Source organism: Achromobacter sp. 46006 (assembly GCF_059761975.1).
Window position 1 is genome coordinate 1 of record NZ_JCBANN010000082.1, and the last position, 19,909, is coordinate 19,909.

At 70.0% G+C, this 19,909-nt stretch carries 24 protein-coding genes; 10 read left to right on the top strand and 14 right to left on the bottom strand.

All coding sequences use genetic code 11. The features are described from left to right. A partial coding sequence (locus tag AC6LKG_RS24410; protein WP_498169115.1) for a TonB-dependent siderophore receptor occupies window positions 1-2,333 on the top strand: 2,333 nt, incomplete at its 5' end. On the opposite strand, the gene AC6LKG_RS24415 is transcribed toward AC6LKG_RS24410, so the two are convergent. Together AC6LKG_RS24415 and AC6LKG_RS24420 are read right to left on the bottom strand one after the other, a co-directional pair. Beyond that, window positions 2,249-2,998 (bottom strand): 2OG-Fe(II) oxygenase, encoded by a 750-nt coding sequence (locus AC6LKG_RS24415; RefSeq protein ID WP_498169117.1) that lies wholly within the window; start codon window positions 2,996-2,998, stop codon window positions 2,249-2,251. The two genes, AC6LKG_RS24410 and AC6LKG_RS24415, sit on opposite strands and share 85 nt — an antisense overlap. Beyond that, a complete protein-coding gene (locus tag AC6LKG_RS24420; RefSeq protein WP_498169120.1) occupies window positions 2,995-3,717 on the bottom strand; it encodes a DNA-3-methyladenine glycosylase family protein in 723 nt (240 codons plus the stop codon). Before AC6LKG_RS24420 ends, AC6LKG_RS24415 begins: the two co-directional genes overlap by 4 nt. Before the next feature lie 158 nt (window positions 3,718-3,875). Between AC6LKG_RS24420 and AC6LKG_RS24425 the strand changes: the two genes are divergently transcribed. After that, window positions 3,876-4,565: an HAD family hydrolase gene (locus tag AC6LKG_RS24425; protein WP_498169123.1), complete on the top strand. Its 690-nt coding sequence runs from the start codon at window positions 3,876-3,878 to the stop codon at window positions 4,563-4,565. Between the two features lie 13 nt (window positions 4,566-4,578). On the opposite strand, the gene AC6LKG_RS24430 is transcribed toward AC6LKG_RS24425, so the two are convergent. Then, window positions 4,579-5,355 (bottom strand): short-chain dehydrogenase/reductase, encoded by a 777-nt coding sequence (locus AC6LKG_RS24430; protein WP_498169126.1) that lies wholly within the window; start codon window positions 5,353-5,355, stop codon window positions 4,579-4,581. A gap of 125 nt (window positions 5,356-5,480) precedes the next feature. Here AC6LKG_RS24430 and AC6LKG_RS24435 point away from each other — a divergent pair, with 125 nt between their 5' ends. After that, complete coding sequence (locus tag AC6LKG_RS24435) at window positions 5,481-5,999, top strand: MgtC/SapB family protein (RefSeq protein ID WP_498169129.1); 519 nt, start codon at window positions 5,481-5,483, stop codon at window positions 5,997-5,999. A gap of 7 nt (window positions 6,000-6,006) precedes the next feature. Here AC6LKG_RS24435 and AC6LKG_RS24440 read toward each other — a convergent pair whose 3' ends face one another. From AC6LKG_RS24440 to AC6LKG_RS24465, 6 genes are all read right to left on the bottom strand, one after another. After that, a complete protein-coding gene (locus AC6LKG_RS24440; RefSeq protein WP_498169131.1) occupies window positions 6,007-6,375 on the bottom strand; it encodes a cupin domain-containing protein in 369 nt (122 codons plus the stop codon). A 170-nt stretch (window positions 6,376-6,545) separates the two neighbouring features. Next, window positions 6,546-7,355 (bottom strand): AraC family transcriptional regulator, encoded by an 810-nt coding sequence (locus AC6LKG_RS24445; protein ID WP_498169134.1) that lies wholly within the window; start codon window positions 7,353-7,355, stop codon window positions 6,546-6,548. A gap of 13 nt (window positions 7,356-7,368) precedes the next feature. Next, window positions 7,369-7,752, bottom strand: coding sequence for a VOC family protein (locus AC6LKG_RS24450; protein WP_498169136.1), 384 nt, complete (start codon window positions 7,750-7,752; stop codon window positions 7,369-7,371). Between the two features lie 149 nt (window positions 7,753-7,901). Continuing rightward, window positions 7,902-8,561, bottom strand: coding sequence for a DNA oxidative demethylase AlkB (gene alkB / locus AC6LKG_RS24455; protein ID WP_498169139.1), 660 nt, complete (start codon window positions 8,559-8,561; stop codon window positions 7,902-7,904). 1 nt (window position 8,562) lies between these two features. Further along, window positions 8,563-9,258, bottom strand: a complete 696-nt coding sequence (locus tag AC6LKG_RS24460) for a 2OG-Fe(II) oxygenase (protein WP_498169141.1) — start codon at window positions 9,256-9,258, stop codon at window positions 8,563-8,565. An 89-nt stretch (window positions 9,259-9,347) separates the two neighbouring features. Further along, entirely contained in the window at window positions 9,348-9,707 is a 360-nt protein-coding gene (locus AC6LKG_RS24465; RefSeq protein WP_498169172.1) for a phospholipase D-like domain-containing protein, read from the bottom strand. On the opposite strand from AC6LKG_RS24465, the gene AC6LKG_RS24470 reads away from it, so the two are divergent. Together AC6LKG_RS24470 and AC6LKG_RS24475 are read left to right on the top strand one after the other, a co-directional pair. Further along, window positions 9,589-10,161, top strand: a complete 573-nt coding sequence (locus AC6LKG_RS24470; protein ID WP_498169144.1) for a helix-turn-helix domain-containing protein — start codon at window positions 9,589-9,591, stop codon at window positions 10,159-10,161. The genes AC6LKG_RS24465 and AC6LKG_RS24470 overlap by 119 nt on opposite strands. 7 nt (window positions 10,162-10,168) lie before the next feature. After that, window positions 10,169-10,705: a GNAT family N-acetyltransferase gene (locus tag AC6LKG_RS24475; RefSeq protein WP_498169145.1), complete on the top strand. Its 537-nt coding sequence runs from the start codon at window positions 10,169-10,171 to the stop codon at window positions 10,703-10,705. A 34-nt stretch (window positions 10,706-10,739) separates the two neighbouring features. Here AC6LKG_RS24475 and AC6LKG_RS24480 read toward each other — a convergent pair whose 3' ends face one another. After that, a complete protein-coding gene (locus AC6LKG_RS24480; protein ID WP_498169148.1) occupies window positions 10,740-11,072 on the bottom strand; it encodes a hypothetical protein in 333 nt (110 codons plus the stop codon). Between the two features lie 234 nt (window positions 11,073-11,306). Between AC6LKG_RS24480 and AC6LKG_RS24485 the strand changes: the two genes are divergently transcribed. Both AC6LKG_RS24485 and AC6LKG_RS24490 read left to right on the top strand, forming a co-directional pair. Then, the gene (locus AC6LKG_RS24485) at window positions 11,307-11,459 is read left to right on the top strand and encodes a hypothetical protein (protein WP_498169149.1); all 153 of its coding nucleotides are present in this window, start codon (window positions 11,307-11,309) and stop codon (window positions 11,457-11,459) included. Window positions 11,460-11,689: 230 nt separating this feature from the next. Continuing rightward, the gene (locus tag AC6LKG_RS24490; RefSeq protein WP_498169152.1) at window positions 11,690-12,508 is read left to right on the top strand and encodes an SDR family oxidoreductase; all 819 of its coding nucleotides are present in this window, start codon (window positions 11,690-11,692) and stop codon (window positions 12,506-12,508) included. 11 nt (window positions 12,509-12,519) lie between these two features. Here the strand turns inward: AC6LKG_RS24490 and AC6LKG_RS24495 are convergent, their stop codons facing one another. Further along, window positions 12,520-13,290: a sulfite exporter TauE/SafE family protein gene (locus AC6LKG_RS24495; RefSeq protein ID WP_498169155.1), complete on the bottom strand. Its 771-nt coding sequence runs from the start codon at window positions 13,288-13,290 to the stop codon at window positions 12,520-12,522. Between the two features lie 239 nt (window positions 13,291-13,529). Here AC6LKG_RS24495 and AC6LKG_RS24500 point away from each other — a divergent pair, with 239 nt between their 5' ends. Then, a complete protein-coding gene (locus tag AC6LKG_RS24500) occupies window positions 13,530-14,420 on the top strand; it encodes a LysR family transcriptional regulator (RefSeq protein ID WP_498169158.1) in 891 nt (296 codons plus the stop codon). 131 nt (window positions 14,421-14,551) lie between these two features. Next, window positions 14,552-15,022, top strand: coding sequence for a MarR family winged helix-turn-helix transcriptional regulator (locus tag AC6LKG_RS24505; RefSeq protein ID WP_498169160.1), 471 nt, complete (start codon window positions 14,552-14,554; stop codon window positions 15,020-15,022). Here the strand turns inward: AC6LKG_RS24505 and AC6LKG_RS24510 are convergent. The 3 genes from AC6LKG_RS24510 to AC6LKG_RS24520 form a co-directional block, all read right to left on the bottom strand. Further along, entirely contained in the window at window positions 15,009-15,896 is an 888-nt protein-coding gene (locus AC6LKG_RS24510; protein WP_498169162.1) for a DMT family transporter, read from the bottom strand. The genes AC6LKG_RS24505 and AC6LKG_RS24510 overlap by 14 nt on opposite strands. A 99-nt stretch (window positions 15,897-15,995) precedes the next feature. After that, a complete protein-coding gene (locus AC6LKG_RS24515) occupies window positions 15,996-16,790 on the bottom strand; it encodes an AraC family transcriptional regulator (protein WP_498169164.1) in 795 nt (264 codons plus the stop codon). Between the two features lie 41 nt (window positions 16,791-16,831). Then, the gene (locus tag AC6LKG_RS24520; RefSeq protein WP_498169166.1) at window positions 16,832-17,794 is read right to left on the bottom strand and encodes a LysR substrate-binding domain-containing protein; all 963 of its coding nucleotides are present in this window, start codon (window positions 17,792-17,794) and stop codon (window positions 16,832-16,834) included. Between the two features lie 106 nt (window positions 17,795-17,900). Here AC6LKG_RS24520 and AC6LKG_RS24525 point away from each other — a divergent pair. Beyond that, window positions 17,901-19,909, top strand: a 2,009-nt coding sequence (locus AC6LKG_RS24525; RefSeq protein WP_498169169.1) for an NADP-dependent malic enzyme, incomplete at its 3' end; no start/stop codon positions are given.

The following is a 19,909-nucleotide window of genomic DNA, read 5'->3' on the forward strand; positions in this document are numbered from 1 at the left end:
CGGCCGCCCTGGCCGCCGGCAGCGCCGCCGCCGTGCCGGGCAAGGCCTATGCCATCGCCGCCGGTGCGCTGGGGGACGTGCTGGCGCAGTTCGCAGCAGCATCCGGGGTGCCCTTGTCGTTCGATCCGGCGCTGCTGGCGGGTCAGCGCAGCGATGGACTGCATGGCGTCTACACGGTGCGCGAGGGATTCGCGCGCCTGTTGGCGGGCTCGGGCTATCGCCTGGCCGAGCAGGGCGAGGGGGCCTATTCGCTGCGCCGCGAGCCGGCGGGAGATCCCCAGACGCTGCCGAACATCGTCGTCGACGGCGCTGCGCCGCACCCGTCGGCCCTGCCGTCCGCCTACGCGGGCGGCCAGGTGGCGCGCGGCGGCCGCCTGGGCCTGCTGGGCAACCGCGACGTGATGGACGCGCCCTTCAGCGTCGCCAATTACACCGCCGACCTGCTGACCAATCGCCAGGCGGTGACGCTGGCCGATGCCCTCAACGTCGACTCGTCGGTGCGCTTCACCGGCCAGATAGGCGGCGTGACCGACTCCTTCTACATCCGCGGCTTTCCGATAGGCGAAGGCAACCTGGGCGAGATCGCGTTCGACGGCGTCTATGGCGTGGCGCCCAACTACCATGTGTTCACCGACTACATCGAACGCGTCGAGGTGCTGAAAGGCCCGGCCGCGCTGCTGTATGGCATGTCGCCCAACAGCGGCGTGGGCGGCGTCATCAACATGGTGCCCAAGCGCGCCTTGCCGCGGGACCTGACCCGCGTGTCGGCCGACTACGCCGGGGCCTCGCAGTTCGGTGGGCGCGTCGACCTGAGCCGGCGCTTCGGCGATGACGGCGCCTGGGGAGTGCGCATCAACGGCTTGCACCGGCAGGGCGATACTCCGCTGGACAACCTGCATTCGCGCACCGACATCGGCGCGCTGTCGCTGGACTACCAGGGCGAAAAGCTGCGGGCCTCGCTCGATCTGCTGACCCAGGAAGAGCAGATCGACGCGCCCACACGGCCGTTCCTGGTAGCCGCCGGCCTGCGCACGCCCGCCGCGCCGGACGGCCGGCGCAACGCGACGCAGCCGTGGGGCTGGTGGAAATCGTCGGGGCAGTCGGCGCTGCTGCGGGTGGAATACGACGTCAGCGACCGCTTCACCGTCTTCGCCGACGCCGGCGGTTCGGACACCGCCATCAACCGCCTGTCGGACCAGACGCCCACCATCGTCAACGCCGCCGGCGATACCCGCGTGACGCCCAACCATTTCAAGTTCCAGGTCGACCGCAGTACCTATAACGCCGGCCTGCGCGCCAGCCTGGATACCGGCCCGGTGCGCCATGCGCTCACCTTCATGGGCACGCTGTACAGCGACCGCAATTCGCAGGCGAGCGTGAACGGCACGCCGCTGTCGTCGAACATTTACCATCCCGTGACGCGGCCCCGCCAGGACATCGCCGCGCCCGCCGGCGTGCCGAAGGTATCGTCCTCGGATCTGACCGGCTTCGCGCTGGCCGACACCCTGAGCGTGCTGGACGAGCGCCTGCAACTGACGCTGGGGGCGCGCCAGCAGCGCGTGCAGTCGCGCAATTTCAACCCCGCCACCGGCGCGCGCACGCTCAGCTACGACGAGCGCGCCGTCACGCCGCTGGCCGGCCTGGTGGTCAAGCCGTGGAGCAACGTCTCGTTGTACGCCAACTACATCGAGGGCCTGAGCAAGGGCGATGTGGCGCCGGCCACCGCGTCCAACGCCGGGCAGGTGTTCAAGCCATACAAGGCCAAGCAGAAGGAGGTGGGCGTCAAGGTCGATTTCGACAGCGCCATGCTGACCCTGAGCGCCTTTGAAATCACGCGGCCCAGCGGTCAGCTCACCGGCACGGTGTATGCGTCGGACAGCGAACAACGCAACCGTGGCCTGGAACTGAATCTGTCGGGCGAGCCGCTGCGCGGCCTGCGCCTGCTGGGCGGCCTGACCTTCCTGGATGCCGAACTGACGCGTACCAGCAATCCCGCCACGCGTGGCAACCGGCCGGTGGGCGTGCCGCGCTTCACGGCCAATCTTGGGGCGGAATGGGATCTGCCCTGGGTCGCCGGCCTGACGCTGACTGGCGGGGTGGTCCACACCGGCAAGGAATACATCAACCAGGCCAACACGCAGTCGGTGCCGTCGTGGACCACCTTCGACCTGGGCGCGCGCTACGTCACGCGCATTGACGGCAAGGAGGTGACGCTACGCGCCAACGTCGTCAACCTGACCAATCGCGCCTATTGGTCGGGCGTGGCGTCGTACGGCACCATCTCGCAAGGCGTGCCGCGCACGCTGATGCTGTCGGCGTCGATGGATTTCTGAGGGTGGGCACGGCGCCCGCCGTCGGCTGGGACGGATGGCAGGCCCAGTGGCAGGGCCAGCCCCCGGCGCTCGCCGCCGCGCACGCGGCTGACGGCATGGCGCAAGGTGGCGCGGTAGTCCCCCTGCGCGCCGCGGATGGGCCGGTGCGCGGCCGCGATCACAGCGCCGTCGCCCAGGCCCAGCGCCAGCACCTGAGGACGTGATTGCTGGCGTGGGCGCTGCTCGGTCATGACGAACTCGCCGCCGGTGAAATCCTGGCCGGGTTCGGACAAGAGGGCCGTCAGGCAAAAGGGAAACGCCGTGTCGTCCTGGGCGTGGCGCAGCGGCAGGCAGCCGTCCACGAGCAGGCGCTCCAGGCTGGCCGGCGCCGGCGAGAACGCCGCCGGGTCGCGTCCCAGGCGCCGCGCCCAGGTCCGCGCCAGCGGCAAGAGCCGCGCGTGCAGGGCCTGGCGCAGCGCGTCCAGCCCGGCGGGCAGGGGCGCGCGCAGGGTGCGGCAGGAGGCGCCGTCCGCGCTGGCGGGCGCGCCAGGATCATCGAACAAGCATGCCAGCGCCCGGGCCTGGTCCGGGTTGAACAGGGCGGGCAGCAGCGCCCAGCCCTCGGCGTCCAACTGCCGATGGATCTCGGTCCAGTCGTAGCGGTCCAGCGTGGGCGCCGCGCTCATGGCGCCGCCGGCGCCGGCGAGGCGGGCAGGCGCCACAGATACCAGGCCGCAATGGTGCGGTAGGGACTGAAGGCCTCGCCAATGGCGCGCATCCGCGCTGGCGAAGGCGCCTTGTCCAGCCGCTTCAGGCGCCGGTAGCCCTCGCGCACGCCATAGTCGTCCACAGGCAGGATGTCCATGCGTTCGAGCGTGTAGATCAGCAGCATCTCCACCGTCCAGCGGCCCACGCCGCGCAACGCCACCAGGCGTTCGATAAGCGCTTCGTCGCGCATCGCCAGTGCTTCGTCGCGGCAAGGAACCCGGCCCTCCAACGCCGCTTCGGCGATGCCACGGATGGTGGCCAGCTTGGCGGCCGAAAAGCCGCAGGCGCGCTGGGCCTGCGGATCGGTGTCTAGCAAGGCGCGCGGCGTGGGAAATTCCTGTCCCGGATACAAGGCCAGGAAGCGGCCGAGAATCGCGTCGCCGGCGCGTGCGTGCAATTGCTGGTAGGCGATGGCGCGCACCAGCGCCTCGTAGGGGTCGCGCGCCGGCCGCGAGGCATGGCGGCAGGGGCCGATGGCGGCGATATGGTTGGCCCAGTCCGCGTCCAGCGCGGCCAGGTGCCGCGCCGCGCGCTCGTACAGGGCGGGTATGTCGCCGGCGGCGGGCGTACAAGCGCTTGCCGTGGACTTGCTGGGCCGGGACCGGCGGCGGGCGGGCAGGGAGGCGGTTGGGGGCATGGGAAGGGCGACGGATGGACGGGGCGCGGGGGAGTCCCGGCGGCAAGACAGCATAGCGAACCGCGCGGCGGCGCGCACTCCGTTGCTTGCGCCGGCTGCCGCCCTGCCCGGGTGAAGTATGCTCTGGGGCTCTTCGCACCTGCCCCCTCGTAACCGCAATGACTGATTTTCCCTTTGACGCCGTGTTGTTCGACTGCGACGGCGTCCTGGTCGACTCCGAGCCGATCACCGCCCGCGTCCTGGCCGACATGCTCAATGAATTGGGCTGGGCCGTCACCTTCGATGAAGTCACCCGGATTTTCACCGGCAAGGCGGTGCGCGACGAATTACCCTTGATCCAGGCGCGCACCGGCGTGGACCTGGCGCCGGAATGGTTCGCGCAGTTCCGCGAGCGCCGCAATGCCGCGCTCGATCGGGAACTGCGCGAGATTCCCGGCGCGCCGGACGCGGTGCGCAGCCTGAACCGGACGCTGGCCGGCCGTATCGCGGTGGCCTCCGGCGCCGACCGCCGCAAGGTCGAACTGCAACTGGCAAAGGTCGGCATCGCCGACTGTTTCGGCCAACGTGTCTTCAGCGGCCACGAGATGCCGCGCAGCAAGCCGCATCCCGATGTCTACCTGGCCGCGGCCAGCGCGCTGGGGGTGGACCCGCGCCGTTGCGCCGTGGTCGAGGACACCGTCACCGGCGCCACGGCCGGCGTCGCCGCGGGCGCCACGGTGTTCGGCTACAGCCCGGACGCCAACGGCCACAGCAGCGCCGAGGCGCTGCGCGGGGTGGGCGTGGCGCACGTCTTCACCGACATGGCGCAGTTGCCCGGCCTGCTGGCTGGCTGGGCGGCGGCGCGCTGAGGCGCCGGGCGCCTCAATGGCCGGCGTATTGTTCGCCGCCGTCCAGGTCGATCACCGTGCCGCTGAGATAGCCGGCCCGAGGCGATGCGCCGAAAACCACCATGTCGGCCACCTCTTCGGCTTCCATCAGGCGTCCAAAGGGCAGGTCGTGCAGGGTTTCCTGCCAGCGCGATTCGTCGCCCCACCGGGCCTGCGCGCGTTGTCTGGCCAGGGTCAATACGCGGTCGGTGCGGGTGCGCGACGGATTCACGCCAAACACGCGCACGCCGTGGCGCGGCCCGTCGCCGCCCAGGGCGCGGGTGAAGGCGATCAGCGAGGCATTGGCGGCGGCGCCGCAGATGTAGTCGGCGCGAGGCGCCGCGCCGGCCATGCCGATGATGTTGGCGATGACGCCCGCGCCCGCGGTGCGCATCAGGGGATAGTAGTGGCGTGCCAGGTCGATATAGCCGTGCACCTTCAGGTCCCAGCCGGCGCGCCAGCGTTCGTCTTGCACCTGGTCCAGGGCCCCGCCGGGCACGGCGCCGGCGTTGTTGACCAGGATGTCGATCGCGCCGGTCCGCGCCAGCACGCTTGCCGCCGCGCCCGGCCGCGCCAGATCGACCGCCAGGGTGCGCGGCTGGCGTCCGGTGCCGGCCTGGATCGATCGGGCGGCGGCGGCAAGCGCCGCGTCGTCGCGCGCCGCCAGGATCGGCTCGGCGCCTTCCCGCGCGAAGGCCATGGCACAGGCCAGCCCGATTCCCTTGGACGCGCCCGTGATCAGTACGCGCTTGCCTTCCAACTGCAGATCCATCCGAAGCTCCTCGTCGTGCCCGTCTCGATGCAGGCCTGCCTGACGTTGTAAACCAGATGGGCGGGCCCGCGCCAGCGCGGCCCTGCTGCTATGCTGGCCGCTTCCACCTGCAGCGGGAGGCGACGATGGCGGAAATCTGGCTGGAAATCTGGGGCACCTTGCGCAGTGAATTCGCCGACATTCCCGATGTCGCCGAGGCCACCCGCATCGCGCTGCGGTTGGGCATGGCGGTGCTGCTGGGCGGCCTGCTGGGTTACGAGCGCGAGCGCAGCGGCAAGGCCGCCGGACTGCGCACGCACATGCTGGTCGCGCTGGGCGCGGCGATCTTCGTGCTGGTGCCGTTACAGAATGGCATGCCGATCGGCGATCTCAGCCGGGTGCTGCAGGGCGTTATCGCCGGCATCGGCTTTCTCGGCGCGGGCGCCATCATCAAGCTCAGCGACGAACGCGAAATTCGCGGCCTGACCACATCCGCCAGCATCTGGATGACGGCAGCCATCGGCGTGGCCGCGGGCATGGGACGCGAGGCTACCGCCGTGGCCAGCACGTTGATGGCGCTGTTCGTGCTGGCGGTGCTGCGGCGGGTCGAGGCGCGCATCGCGTCCGGCAACGAAAAGCGCCTGATCGAACGCGAGCGGCCCTGAACCGGCTTCAGATCCAGACGTCGTTGGGGGCGCTGCGCGCGCCGCCCTGGTCGCCGGTATTACGCACGCCGCGCGGCTCGATCAGCATGGCGTGCACCGTCTCCGGTGCACAGGGCTTGTGCTCCACGCCCTTGGGAATGACGGCCATCTCGCCCGGTCCCAGGTCGATGTGGCCGTCGCGCAGATCGATGCGCAACCGCCCGGCCAGCACGATGAAGGTCTCGTCCGTGTCGGCATGCGCATGCCAGACGAATTCGCCCTGCAGCTTGACCAGCTTGAACTGGTAGTCGTTCATTTCGGCAATGACCTTGGGCATCCAGGTTTCCTGGATCAGGTCGAGCTTGCCGGCCAGATTGATGGGGGTGATGGTGGGCATGGCGGTGTCCTCGTGGCGCCTGGGCCTTTTCGCGTGAGCAGGCCCGGATGAAAAGCCCAGCTTAAGGGCCGGCGCGCGGCGCGTCTTGTACGTTTGTGCGGCTCGTCGTGGCAGGCGCACAGCGGGCGCGTGCGCGCCGCGATGCGCATCGCGGCCGGCATCCGGCTGCCCTAGCGGCGCAGGGTGGCACGCCAGCGCGCGGGCGTCATGCCGAAGGCCGCGGCGTGGCGGCGGGTCATGTGGCTCTGGTCGGTGAAGCCGGCGGCCAGCGCGGCCTGCGCCAGGGGCTCGCCGGCCGCGATCAGGCGCCGCGCCAGGTCGAGGCGGCGCAGCAAGGCATAGCGCGATGGGCTGGTGCCGTACAAGGCGCGGAAATCGCGCGCCAGGCTCCAGCGGTCGATGCCGGCGGCCCGTTCCAGGTCTGCCAGCGACACCGCCTGGCCGTGGGCGTCATGGATGTACTGGCGCGCGCGTTCACCGGCGGCATGGTCGGGCCGCGAGCGGGCCGGGGCCTGTCCGGCGGCGGCGCATAGCGCCTGCGCCAGGTCGTAGAGCGCGTCGTCTTCGCGCAGCGGATCGGCCGTGGCGCCGGGGTCCCGCAGCAGCGCGGCGCAGGCGGCGCGCAAGCGCGGGTCGGTGGAAATGCCGTCGCGCACGAAGGGCAGCGGACGGCCGCCGAGGATGCGCTGGATCAGCGCCGGTTGCACGTAGGCCATGCGGTAATGGAACCCGGCATCGGTGCCGGCCTGGCCATCATGGGCCTCGTCGGGATGCAGCACCAGTACCCCGCCCGGCAGGCTGTGGCGCAGGTCGCGGTGGTAGTGGAAGCTCTGCACGCCGGCCAGCGTGCAGCCGATGGCATAGGTGTCGTGCCGGTGCAGGCCATAGCCGCGCCCGCCAAAGTAGGCCTCGATGCGCTCGAACCGGTCGGCCGGCGCGTGGCGCACGATCCAGTCGCGGCAAGCGGGGCGGGCAGCCATGGCGGGCGCTGGCCTACTTCAGTTGCACCAGCACGAACTCGTTGCCGTACAGGTCGATGAAATGCGCGTAGCTGGCGGCCGTGTCGTCCACGGGGTCCCGAGTGAAGCGCACGCCGCGCCCGGCCAGGCGGGCGTGGTCGCGCGCCAGGTCCTCGGTGTAGAACACGCCTACCGGCTGGCCGCCGGTCTGGTCGCCGACGCGGTCGCGCTGGGCCTGGGTCTGCGCCTGCAGCAGCCAGACGCCTACCGACGGCTGCTCGGGCAGGCGCAGGTGTACGTAGCGCTGCTGGCCCACCGCCATGTCGACGATGGCCTCCATGCCCAGCTTGTCCTGGTAGAAGGCGATGGCGGTGTCGTAATCGTCGACCAGCACGACGAGGCGGCCCAGTGAATGCATGTCGGGACTCTTTTGAAAGTTCGGCTTGCGGCTATGCTAACCGGTCTTCATGGTGCCGCCGCGCGGCCTGGGGGTAATCCGACCACGGAGCGCGGGTTTCCCCGGGGAGAGCCGGCAGGCGCAGCCGCCGACGCCGCCTCCGCGATGCTTCAGCCGGCCTTGCGCAGGGTGAAGTTGAACCGCACGCTGCCCAGGGTCGGATGGGGGCGGTCCTTGAGCGGCAGCACCCCGTGATAGCGCAGCCGGTCGACGCCGCCCCATACCACCACGTCGCCATGGAACAACGGCACGTGCACGGCCCGGTCGCCGCGCGCGTGGCCGCCGAACAGGAACACCGCGGGCATGCCCAGCGATACCGAGACAATCGGCGCGTCGTAGTCGCGTTCGTCCTTGTCCTGGTGCAGCGACAGCCGCGAGCCCGGCTGGTAGCGGTTGAGCAGGCAGGCGTCCGGCTCGAAGCCGGCAAAGCCCGCCGCCAGGGCGGCCTCGCGCGCCAGGGTGTCGAAGGCTTGCGGCATGTCCGGCCAGGGCAGCCCCGTTTGCGGATCCTCGCGGGTGTAGCGGTAGCCGTGTTCGCCGCTGGTCCAGCCATAGCGGCCACAGTTGGTCAGCGCTACCGACATGGGCAGGCCGCCGGGCGTGAGCATGTGGCGCAATGGCGCCTGGCGGCGCACTACATCGACCCCGGCCAGCAGCGCCCGCGCCACGGGCAAGGCGTAGCCGCGCAGCACCATCGACTGCGGGCCGATGCGCTCGCGGCCGGTCTGTGCGGTTTCTGCGTCGTTGAACAGATTGAGGCTGGTTCCCATGTCAGGCCGCGTCGTGGAAGATCACGCCAAGTGTATGGCGCCGTCCGCCGCGCAGGGCGCTGACGCCATGGCGCATGGCCACGCGGCGCCAGCCGCGCGCGCCGGCCACGGGGCGCTGGTTGACGGTGAAGATCAGCGCGTCGCCCTGGTCCAGCGGCAGCACTTCGGCGCGCTGGCCGGCGCTGTCGGTTTCGGTCATGACGAACTCGCCGCCGCTGAAGTCCTCGCCCGGCCGCGACAGCAGCACCGCGACCTGCAGTGGGAATACATGCTCGCCGTACAGGTCCTGGTGCAGGCAGTTGTAGTCGCCCGGCCCGTAGCGCAGGATCAGCGGCGTCGGCCGGCGCTGGCCGGCCTGGTGGCAACGGGCCAGGAATGCCGCGTGCTCGGCCGGGTACTCGACCGCGATGCCCATCTGCCGGTTCCAGCGGTTGGCGATGGGCGCCAGCCGCGGATACAACGCCGTGCGCAGATTGTGCAGCAGGCGCGGCAGCGGATAGGCGTAGTACTTGTATTCGCCGCGGCCAAAGCCGTGGCGGCTCATGACGATGCGGCTGCGGTAGCGTGGTTCATCGTCGTAGCCGGCCGCCAGCGCCAGGCATTGGGCTGGCGAGAGCAGGCCGCTGGCCACGGCGTGGCCGTGGGCGTCCAGGTCGGCGGCGATGCGGGTCCAGTCCAGGGTGTCGAGCTTGCTCATGGGGCGGCGGAATCGGTGGCGCGGGTGGGCCGCGAGCGTCCAGTCTACCGCCAACGCGGCGCGGCCGGACTCCGTAACTTGCGCCCGCGCTACAACAGCGGCTCGATTGGCGGCAGCGACATGAACCACGCCGAAAAGCACTGCCAGGCGGTGGCGTTCGGTTCGCTGTCGGGGCGGATGGCGCGGCCGTCAATGACGAAGCCCAGCTCGGTGTTCAGGCGCGTCGAGCGCGGATCGAAATTGAACGAACCGACGAACACGCTGCGGCCGTCCACCGCGAAGGGCTGGGCGTGCTTGCTATTTTTCCAAATATGAGAGAAATTCTCTAATATGGAAAAAGCAACGTTGCCCGATATCGACCTGGACCAACGCCTGGCGGACCGCCTGAGGGGTCTGCGCCAGGAGCGCGGCTGGTCGCTGGACGACCTGGCAGTGCGCGCCGGTCTCAGCCGCGCGACCCTGTCGCGGCTGGAAAACGCCGAAGTCAGTCCCACCGCCAACGCGTTGGGCAAACTGTGCGGCGCCTATGGCATGACCATGTCGCGCCTGCTGCGCATGGTCGAGGACGGCTTCGCGCCGTTGGTGCCGGCCGCCGCCCAGGGGTTGTGGGTCGACCACGACACGGGTTTCCGGCGCCGTTCGGTTTCGCCGCCGTCGCAGAAGCTGGCCGGCGAAGTGCTGGCTTGCGAACTGCCGCCGGCCACCCACATCGCCTATCCGCAATCGCCGCGCGCCGGCCTGGAACATCATCTGGTGATGCTGGAAGGCGAACTGTCGATCCAGGTCGACGGCCAGGCCCATGCGCTGGCGCCTGGCGACTGCCTGCGCTACCAGCTCTACGGCGCCAGCGCGTTCGACACGCCGCCGCACAGCGGTGCCCGTTACCTGTTGTTCATTGTCTGAGGCCGCCATGTCCACCGATACCCTCGCGCCAACCCGCGTTACCGCCGGCCAGGCCCGCGCCCTGCTGCCAGGCCTGGGCGAACTGCTGCACGCCTGCGTTCGGGATGGCGCCAGCGTCAGCTTCGTGCTGCCCTTTGGCCCGGAGGCGGCGCGCGCGTTCTGGCTCGACAAGGTGCTGCCCCCCCTCGAAAGCGGCGGGCTGGTATTGTTCGTGGCCATGCGGGAGGGGCGTGTGGCCGGCTCGGTGCAACTGGACTGCGATACGCCGCCCAATCAGCCGCACCGCGCCGAGATCCGCAAGCTGCTGGTGCACCCCGATTTTCGTCGCCGCGGCATTGCCCGCGAACTGATGCGGGTGGCGGAAGCCGCGGCCAGGGGGGCCGGCCGCAGCCTGCTCACGCTGGATACGCGCACCGGCGACAGCGCCGAGCCGCTGTATGCCTCGCTGGGGTATCGCACGGTGGGCGTGATCCCCGGCTTTGCCCGCGATGCGCGCGACCCGTCCCGGTTGGACGGCACCACCATCATGTACAAGGCCTTGTAGCGCGGCCCGGCGCGGGTGCGCCTACGCGGGCCGATCAGGCCAGCGGCTTGAGGCCGACGCTGTAAGGGGGGGCGTTGCCGCGCGCCGCGGCCTTGATCTTCAGCATCGAGCCCCCCGGCGTGAATTCGAATTCCTGGAACGGTACTTCGAACCACTGGTGGAAACTGGTGCGCGAGAACTCCGGCACCCAGACCTTGGGGCGCTTGGCATCGCAGTGGAACTCCACCAGCGTGCGGTCGATGCCCAGCGGCCGGGTGTTGCCGATGCGATAGCTGGCGCGCAGCTCGGCGCTCTCGGTGCGGCCGGGCTGCCAGGTCAGTCCGAGCGAAATCATGAAGTGTTCGATCGCCTCAATGCCGCGATACATAGCTGACTCCGAATGCTGCCGGGCGTGGGCGCCGGCATGAAACCGCCGCCTCATGGGCGGGAAACAGGCGGATTATCCGCCATTCCCCGCTTCCCTGCCCGGCGGGCGCTCAATCGCCGCGATTGAGGAAACCAAATGGACGCGCGTCGCGCCACCCCGCATCATGGTGCCCATGTCTTATAGAAGACTGACGCAACCGCCGCCGGTCTGGGCATCTGAACCCAAGGAGTCATCATGGCTAATTTCCTGTTTGCATTGGTCAGCGCCGAGCTTTCCCTTTTCGGCGTCGAAGCCGCCACGCCCGCGTTCGTGTCAGTAGCCGACGATACGCCGGCCGACAGCACGCCGCGCTTCGACAGCGCGCACTACCGCAGCGCGCTGGGCTGATTCCGCGCCTGCCGCCAGGATGCGCGCGCCGCGTCCTGGCCCGTCCCTGCGGGAGCGCGCCCGGCAATCGCGCAGGAATAGGCAAGTTTCACGCAAGAACGAGCCTGTACGCCGCCGCGCGCGATTTCTACTATCCCTCTCACGCTTGCAGTCGATGGGTTCCGCGTGAATCCGTGGGCGCCAGCGGGCCGCCGGCCTGTTGCCGTCGGCCGCAAGTAGAGGGAGATCGCATGAGCACCGAAAAAATCTGGTTTGTGACGGGCGCCTCGGCCGGCCTGGGCCTGGCGTTGGTCAGGATGCTGCTGGACCAGGGCCACAAGGTCGCGGCCACGTCGCGCGACGTCGATGCGCTGCTGGACGCGGTGGGCGCCAAGCTCGAAGGCCGCTTCCTGCCTCTGGAGGTGAACCTGGCCGACGAAGACCAGGTGCGCCGCGCGGTCGATAGCGCCATCGCTGCGTTCGGCCGTATCGACGTGGTGGTCAACAACGCCAGCCATGGGCTGGCGGGCGGATTGGAAACGCTGTCCGATGCCGCGTTGCGCGACAGCTTCGATATCAACGTGTTCGGTGTGTTGAACGTGGTGCGGGCGGTGATGCCGCGCCTGCGGGCCCAGCGCGCCGGCCATGTGTTCAATGTCTCGTCGATCCTGGGCTTCGATGGCGCCAGCGCGGGTTGGGGCGCCTACAGCGCCGCCAAGTTCGCCGTCAGTGGCCTGAGCGAGGCGCTGGCCCTGGAAGCCGCGCCGCATGGCGTGCGCGTGTCGCTGGTCTACCCTGGCGCGATGCGGGCGCGGCCCCACGACGGCGGCCATCCGGAAGCGGACCGCGCCGCGCAAGGCGGCCATCCTGTGGCCGGAGACCCCGTTAAGGCGGCGCGCGCGCTGATCCAGGCGGCGCACGCGCAATACGCGCCGCTGCACCTGTTCCTGGGCCGCGACGCCTTCGACCAGGCGCGGGGCAAGATCCAGTCGGTGCAGCAGGAGCTGGCGCGCTGGCGCGAGATGTCGGTGTCGATCGGTTTCGTCGACGAGCGGCGCATGGCGGCCTGACGCGCCAGCGCCTACCCGGCCAGACCCTGCGCCACCTGATAGGCGCCCAACAGCGCCAGGCTGGCCATGAAGCACCGCTTGAACGCGCGCGCCGACATCCGGCCGCGCAGCCATTGGCCCAGGGCCATGCCGGCCAGCGCCGGCAGCAGCATCGATACCGACGCGCCGGCCGCGCCCGGACTGTAGCCGCCGTTCAGCCCCAGCCCCGCCGCCAGCGCCAGCGTGGACACCGTGAACGAGATGCCCATGGCCTGGATCAGATCGTTCTTGCCCAGGTTCAGCGCCTGCAGATAGGGCACGGCGGGAATCACGAAGACGCCGGTGGCCGCCGTGATGAGGCCCGTGACCGCGCCCACCGCGGCGCCAAGCGCGCGCTCGTGCCGCGCCGGCACCGCGGGCGGCGTGCCCCAGAGGCCCCAGGCCGCATAAGCCACCAGCGCGATGCCCAGGCAGACGCCGGCCCAGCGGCCGGCCGGCGCGCCCAGCCACCAGGCGCCGGCCAGGGTGCCGGCGCAGACGCCGGCCTGCATGGCGGCGATGCGGCGCAGCACCCGCGTCAGTGTCGGCCACGGCCGCGCCTGCCACAGGTTGGTGACGAGCGATGGCACGATCAGCAGCGCTGCCGCCTGCGCAGGCGCCATCATCAGCGCCAGCATGGCCATCGATATGGTCGGCAGGCCCAATCCCACCACACCTTTGACCACGCCGGCCAACGCGAATACCGCGGCGGTCGCGGCCAGCAGCGCCGCCGTGCCCGTGCCCAACAGATCGCTGGCGTTCATGCGGCACCGCATCGCGCGGCCGACGCGACTCTGGCTACGGCGTGACCTGAGGAATGCCGCGCCGGCACTTGCGCGCTTCCGGTCCCGGGCAGCCTTTGGCGTAGGGGGGATCTCATACAAACACTCAGCTTTCCGTTGTGGACGGAAGCATTCTGCCTTCATGGCGGCACTTTCCCCTATCGGTATGTGGCAGAGTTGGCCTATGGAACAGCCTGAGCCTGGCGTGCTACGCTTTTTCCATGCGATTCGACCTGACCGATCTGCGGCTCTTCCTGAACGTGCAGGAATCCGGCTCCATCACCGCGGGCGCTCGGCGTTCGCACATGACGCTGGCCTCGGCCAGCGAACGCATCCGCGGCATGGAGGAAACGCTCGGCGTGCCGCTGCTGCTGCGCGAGCATCGCGGCGTGCAGGCCACCCCGGCGGGCCGCACACTGGCGCACCACGCGCGCCTGGTGCTGGCGCAGATGGACCGCATGCGCGGCGAACTGGATCACTACGGCCAGGGCCTCAAGGGCCACGTGCGGGTGCTGTGCAATACCACCGCGCTGAGCGAATACCTGCCGGCGGTGCTGGGCGGATTCCTCAAGGACCATCCGCGCGTGTCGGTCGACCTCGAAGAGCGCCTCAGCTATGAAATCGCCGACGCCTTGCGCGCGGGGACGTGCGACATCGGCGTGCTGGCCGACTCAGCCGACCTGCACGGCTTGCGGGTCTCGCGCTTTCGCCACGATCCCCTGGCGCTGGTGGTGCCGCCGGATCATCCTCTGGCCGGGCGCGCGACCGCCTTGCTGGCCGACGTGGCGGACGAGGCGTTCGTCGGCCTGGTCGAAGGCAGCGCCTTGCAGGAACACCTTGCGCACCACGCGCGCCGCCATGGCAAGGCGCTGTCGTACCGGGTGCGGCTGCGCAGTTTCGACGCGGTGTGCCGCCTGGTGGGGCAGGGCGTGGGCATTGCCATCGTGCCGCGGGTCGCCGCCGTGCGCTACGGCCGCGCGGCCGGCGTGCGGCGGGTGGCATTGGTGGACGACTGGGCGGTGCGCGACCTGGTGCTGTGCGTACGCGGCGAGCTGCCGGCTTATGCCCAGCAGTTGGTGGCCTATGCCCTGCGCGACGCGCCGGCGGCTTAGGCCGCGCGCATCGGCGCGGCGCCTTGCCGGTGCTGCCGGTGCTGGACGGGGATGCCGAGCCGCAGTAGCGTTATGGACTTGCCGCAAGCCCTGTGCCGGGCCGCGCCTGCTTTTCCATCCGCCGCACTCCTATGTCCGACGCCGATTCCTCCGCCATTCTCCGGGACCCGCTGGTCTGCAACGGCGCCGCGCTGCGCAAGGCGACCCGGCGCGTCTCGCAGTTGTATGACGCCGTGCTGGCGCCCTGCGGCCTGAAGGTGTCGCAGCATTCCATCCTGATGCACATCGCCCGCGCCGGCACGCCGTCGATGACCGACCTGGCGCGAGCCATGGTGCTGGACCGTTCGGCCCTGGCGCACAACCTCAAGCCGTTGCAGCGCGATGGCTACGTGAGCATGGCGCGCGACGAACGCGACGGCCGCAGCCGCCGCGTGGCGCTGACCGACGCCGGCCGCGCCAAGCTGGCCGAATCCGAGCGCCTGTGGAGGGATGCGCAGCGCCGCTTCGAGGCGGCCTATGGCGTCGAGCGCGCCGCCGTCCTGCGCCAATCGCTGGCGGACATCTTTTCCGATGACTTCGCGCTGGCGTTCAGTCGCGGCTGAAGTCGTTGCGCCGCCGCGCCTGGATGGCAACCGCGCCCAGCACGCACGCCATGCCCGCGAGCTGGCGCGCGGACAGCGACTCGTCCAGCAACAGGGCCGCCAGCAGCACCGCCGACAGTGGGGCGATGGCGGTGAACAGGGCCGCTTCCGAGGCGGCGACGTGTTCCGCGCCCGCATACCAGAGCACGAAGCCGGCCACGGTCGGCACCAGCGCGTAATAGGCGACCGCTCCCAGCGCATGGGTGGAAAGCGCCAGCGTCCACGGCGCTTCGGCCAGACTGGCGGCCAGGCAGACCGCCAGGCCCATGGCGCACATCAGCGTCGACAATGCCAGCGGCGGCACCGGCGCGCGCAGCCGCTTGTGCAGCAGGATGAACAGCCCTTCGCACAGCACCGCGCCCAGCACCAGCGCATTGCCATGCCAGGAGCCGGCGTCCGTTGCCATCGCGCCGCCGCCTGTCATCAGCCACACGCCCGCGGCCGCGGTGCCGATCGCCAGCAATGTGGCCTTGCCGGGCCGTTCGCCCAGCAGCACGATGGCGATGGCGGCCGACACCAGCGGCAGGGTGCCGAGGATCACGCCGCCATCCACCGCCGAAGTGCGCGCCAGGCCGGCGATCAGCAGCGTGGTGTAGCCGACGCTGCCGGCGATGGCCTGTGCCGCCAGCAATAGCCAGTCGCGCCGGCGCAGGCGCGGCAGGCGCGCGCCGGTCAGGCGCCATAGCAGCGCGAAGCAGGGCAGCGCCAGCGCGAAGCGCAAGGCGGTGGCGGTGAAAGGCGGCAGGCCGGCCGCGATGATCTTGCTGGCGACGACGGTGCTGCCCACCAGCGCCATGGCGGCGGCCAGGCAGGCATAGCCTTGGATTCGGTTCATGGAAAGCGGCCGGATGCGGGACAAGGCCGCAGCGTAGGCGTGGCGGGCGTGCGCGGTCTTGAACGAAATTGCAGCGTCGGCGCGCCGGGGGCGCGGCGGTCAGGCGGCGGCCAGCGCGTAGCGTCCGGGCGACACGCCATAGGCGCGCGAGAACAGCCGCGTCATGTGGCTCTGGTCGGCAAAGCCGGCGGCCGCGGCGGTGTCGGCCAGCGCCAGGCCCTGGCGCAGCAGGCGGCGGGCCAGCAGCAGGCGGCGTTGCATCTGGTACGCATGCGGCGTCATGCCGGTGGCCCGCTGGAACGCGCGCAGCACCTGGAAGCGGCTCAGGCCGCAGGCCCGGGCCAGGTCGGCCAGGGACAGCGCGGCGGCGGGCGCGTCATCGATCAGGTCGAGCGCATGGCGGATGCCGGCGGGCGCCCCGGTCCGCGGCGATGCGCGCACGGCCTGCCGGCCGGCGCGCGCCAGCACCCGCAGCAGCAGCGTATCGCGCGCCAACGGCTCGGTATCGGCAATGGCCAGCGCGTACAGTGACAACAAGTCCGCCGCCAGCGCCGGCGCGTCCATCACCGGATGTTCGAATTCGAATCCGCCGGCGCCATCCAGGCTGGCGGCCGCATCGGCCACCACCGCGGGGTCCAGGTACAGCATCTGCCAGGCACGCTCGCCGCCAATGGGGCTGCCGTCGTGCACCTCGCCGGGATTGACCGTGATCACCTGCCCCGGGCCTGCCTCGACCTGGCCGCGGCCGCTGTGCGACACCTGTCCGCCCTGGCGTATCACGCCAATGCCGAACTGGTCATGCGTATGCCGCGCAAAGGTCCGGGCGCTGCGGGCGGCCACGGCCTGTACGCCGGCGAGGGCGCTGCGGTGCATGACGAACTGGTTGGCGCGCATGGCGGGCTCCGTAGTGGGCCGGGCGAAGGCTGGCGGCGGGCTCAGGCCCGTCCGCCACGACTGAAGACCTCGCGCAGCGCCGCCGCGAACAGGGCGTCGACATTGCGGCGCAAGCCGTCGGCGCGGGTGAACAACGAAATCGGCGGCAAGGTCCAGTCGAAAGAATACGGCACGATCGCCGCGCCGGCGATGCGCACCAGCTCGTCGGCGATGTCGGCCGGCAGGATCGACACCGCGCGGTCGCTGGCCACGATCATCTCGCCGATCAGCTTGGACGAGTCGCTCTGCACCGAAGGCGTCGGCGGCGCCAGCCCGGCGCGCAGGAAAATGTCGGCCACCTGCTCGCGGATCGGGCTGTCGGGCGTGCCCAGGATCCAGTCCAGGTCGGCCAGCATGTTCCATTCGAGCCGCGCGCGGCCCAGCCGCGCGGCCAGGCGGCGGCTGGCGATCAGGCGCGGCGGCTGGTGATACAGCACTTCGAAGTCGATCCGGCCCAGGTCCACCGATGGCGTGGCCCACCCCACCACCACGTCCAGCGTGTGGTCGCGCAGTTGGCGCAGCAAGGCCGGCCCCTGGCCTTCGTGGATGGTGGCGGTGATCCCGCGCCCCTGCGGCATGGTGCGGGCAATGGCGGCCGACAGCAGTTGTCCCGAGACGAACGGGATCACGCCGATATGCAGGTGGGCCGCGTGGCCGGCGGCCACGGCCTCCATTTCCTGCACCAGGTGGCCCAGGTCATGGACCAGCGCGCGGGCCCGCGCCAGCACCACCGCGCCCAGCGGCGTGGGGGTCATGCCGCGCACCGAGCGATCGAACAGCGGTACGTCGAACATGCTCTCCAGTTCGGCCAGGGCATTGGTCACGGCAGGCTGGCTGGTGGCCATGTGTTCGGCCACCCGGGTCAGGGAACGGTGCTGCTCGATTTGTAACAGCAGCATCAGGTGCCGCATCTTGAGCCGCGAGGTCAGTTTCCGGAGCACCTCGTCCGGTGAAAACGGTGTCATAGACAAGACATAAGAAAAAGGTGATGTGACAATATTAAATCCGAATGCTCGCCTTATGCCTGCCATCCTAGAATCTGCCCTGTTCAAGACTAGGAGGCGCCGCCCCATGCATTCTCAAACAGACCGCCAGGCCGCTCTGGATTACCACGAGTTTCCCACCCCGGGGAAGATCTCCGTCGTGGCGTCCAAGCCGCTCGTCAACCAGCGCGACCTGGCCCTGGCGTACTCGCCCGGCGTGGCGGCGGCCTGTGAGGAAATCGTGGCGGACCCGGCCAACGTGTTCCGCTATACCGGCCGGGGCAACCTGGTGGGCGTGATTTCCAACGGCACCGCGGTGCTGGGCCTGGGCAACATCGGCGCGCTGGCCTCCAAGCCGGTGATGGAAGGCAAGGCGGTGCTGTTCAAGAAGTTCGCCGGCCTGGACGTGTTCGACATCGAGATCAACGAAACCGACCCGGACAAGCTGGTCGAGATCATCGCCGGGCTGGAAGCCACCTTCGGCGGCATCAACCTCGAAGACATCAAGGCGCCTGAATGCTTCACCGTCGAGCGCAAGCTGCGCGAGCGCATGAAGATTCCCGTCTTCCATGACGACCAGCACGGCACCGCCATCACGGTTTCCGCCGCCTTCATCAACGGCCTGAAAGTGGTGGGCAAGGACATCGACAAGGTCAAGGTGGTGACCTCCGGCGCCGGCGCGGCCGCGCTGGCCTGCCTGGACCTGATGGTGGACCTGGGCCTGCCGCTGGAGAACATCTGGGTCACCGACATCGAGGGCGTGGTGTACGAAGGCCGCACCACCTTGATGGACCCTGACAAGGCGCGCTTCGCGCAAAAGACCGACGCCCGCAAGCTGGCCGAAGTCATCGAGGGCGCGGACGTGTTCCTGGGCCTGTCGGCCGGCGGTGTGCTCAAGCCCGAGATGGTGGCCAAGATGGGCCCGCGCCCGCTGATCCTGGCGCTGGCCAACCCCACGCCGGAAATCCTGCCGGAAGTGGCGCACGGCGTGCGCGACGACGTGGTCATGGCCACGGGCCGCTCGGACTACCCGAACCAGGTCAACAACGTGCTGTGCTTCCCGTACATCTTCCGCGGCGCGCTGGACGTGGGCGCCACCACCATCACGCGCGAGATGGAAAAGGCAGCGGTCTACGCCATTGCCGAACTGGCCGAGGAAGAGCAGAACGAAGTGGTGGCCGCGGCCTATGGCACCTACGATATTTCGTTCGGCCCCGACTACCTGATTCCCAAGCCGTTCGATCCGCGCCTGATCGTGCGCATCGCGCCGGCGGTGGCCAAGGCCGCCATGGAAGGCGGCGTGGCCACGCGCCCGCTGGCCGACCTGGAAGCCTACGAAGAGCAGTTGCAGCAGTTCGTGTACCACTCCGGCGCCTTCATGAAGCCGCTGTTCTCGGCCGCCAAGCGCATCGTGCGGGGCGGCGGCAAATCGCGCATCGTGTTCACTGAAGGCGAAGACGAACGCGTGCTGCGCGCCGTGCAGGTCATCGTCGACGAAGGCCTGGCGCGCCCGATCCTGGTGGGCCGTCCCGCCGTGCTGCTGTCGCGCATCGAGAAGTTCGGCCTGCGGCTGCGCCTGGGCGAGGACGTCGAAGTCACCAACCCCGAATACGACGAGCGCTTCCACCAGTACTGGACCACGTATTGGGAGCTGATGTGCCGCCGCGGCATCACCAAGGAAATGGCGCGCGTCGAAATGCGCCGCCGCCTGACCTTGATCGGCGCGATGATGGTGCACCTGGGCGATGCCGACGGCATGGTCTGCGGCACGGTCGGCGCCTATCACGACCACCTGCGCTTCGTCGACGAGGTGATCGGCCGCCGTCCCGGCGCCAACGTCTATGCCGCTATGAACATCCTGCTGCTCAACGAGCGCACGGTGGTGCTGGTGGACACGCACGTCAACGATGAACCTTCGGCCGAGCAGATCGCCGAGTTCACCATCGCCGCCGCGCGCGAAATGGGTCGCCTGTTCCTGGCGCCGAAGGTGGCGCTGCTGTCGCGCTCGAACTTCGGCTCGGGCAGTTCGGCCTCGGGCGCCAAGATGCGCCGCGCGCTGGAGCTGGTGCGCGAGGCCGCGCCGGACCTGGAGATCGA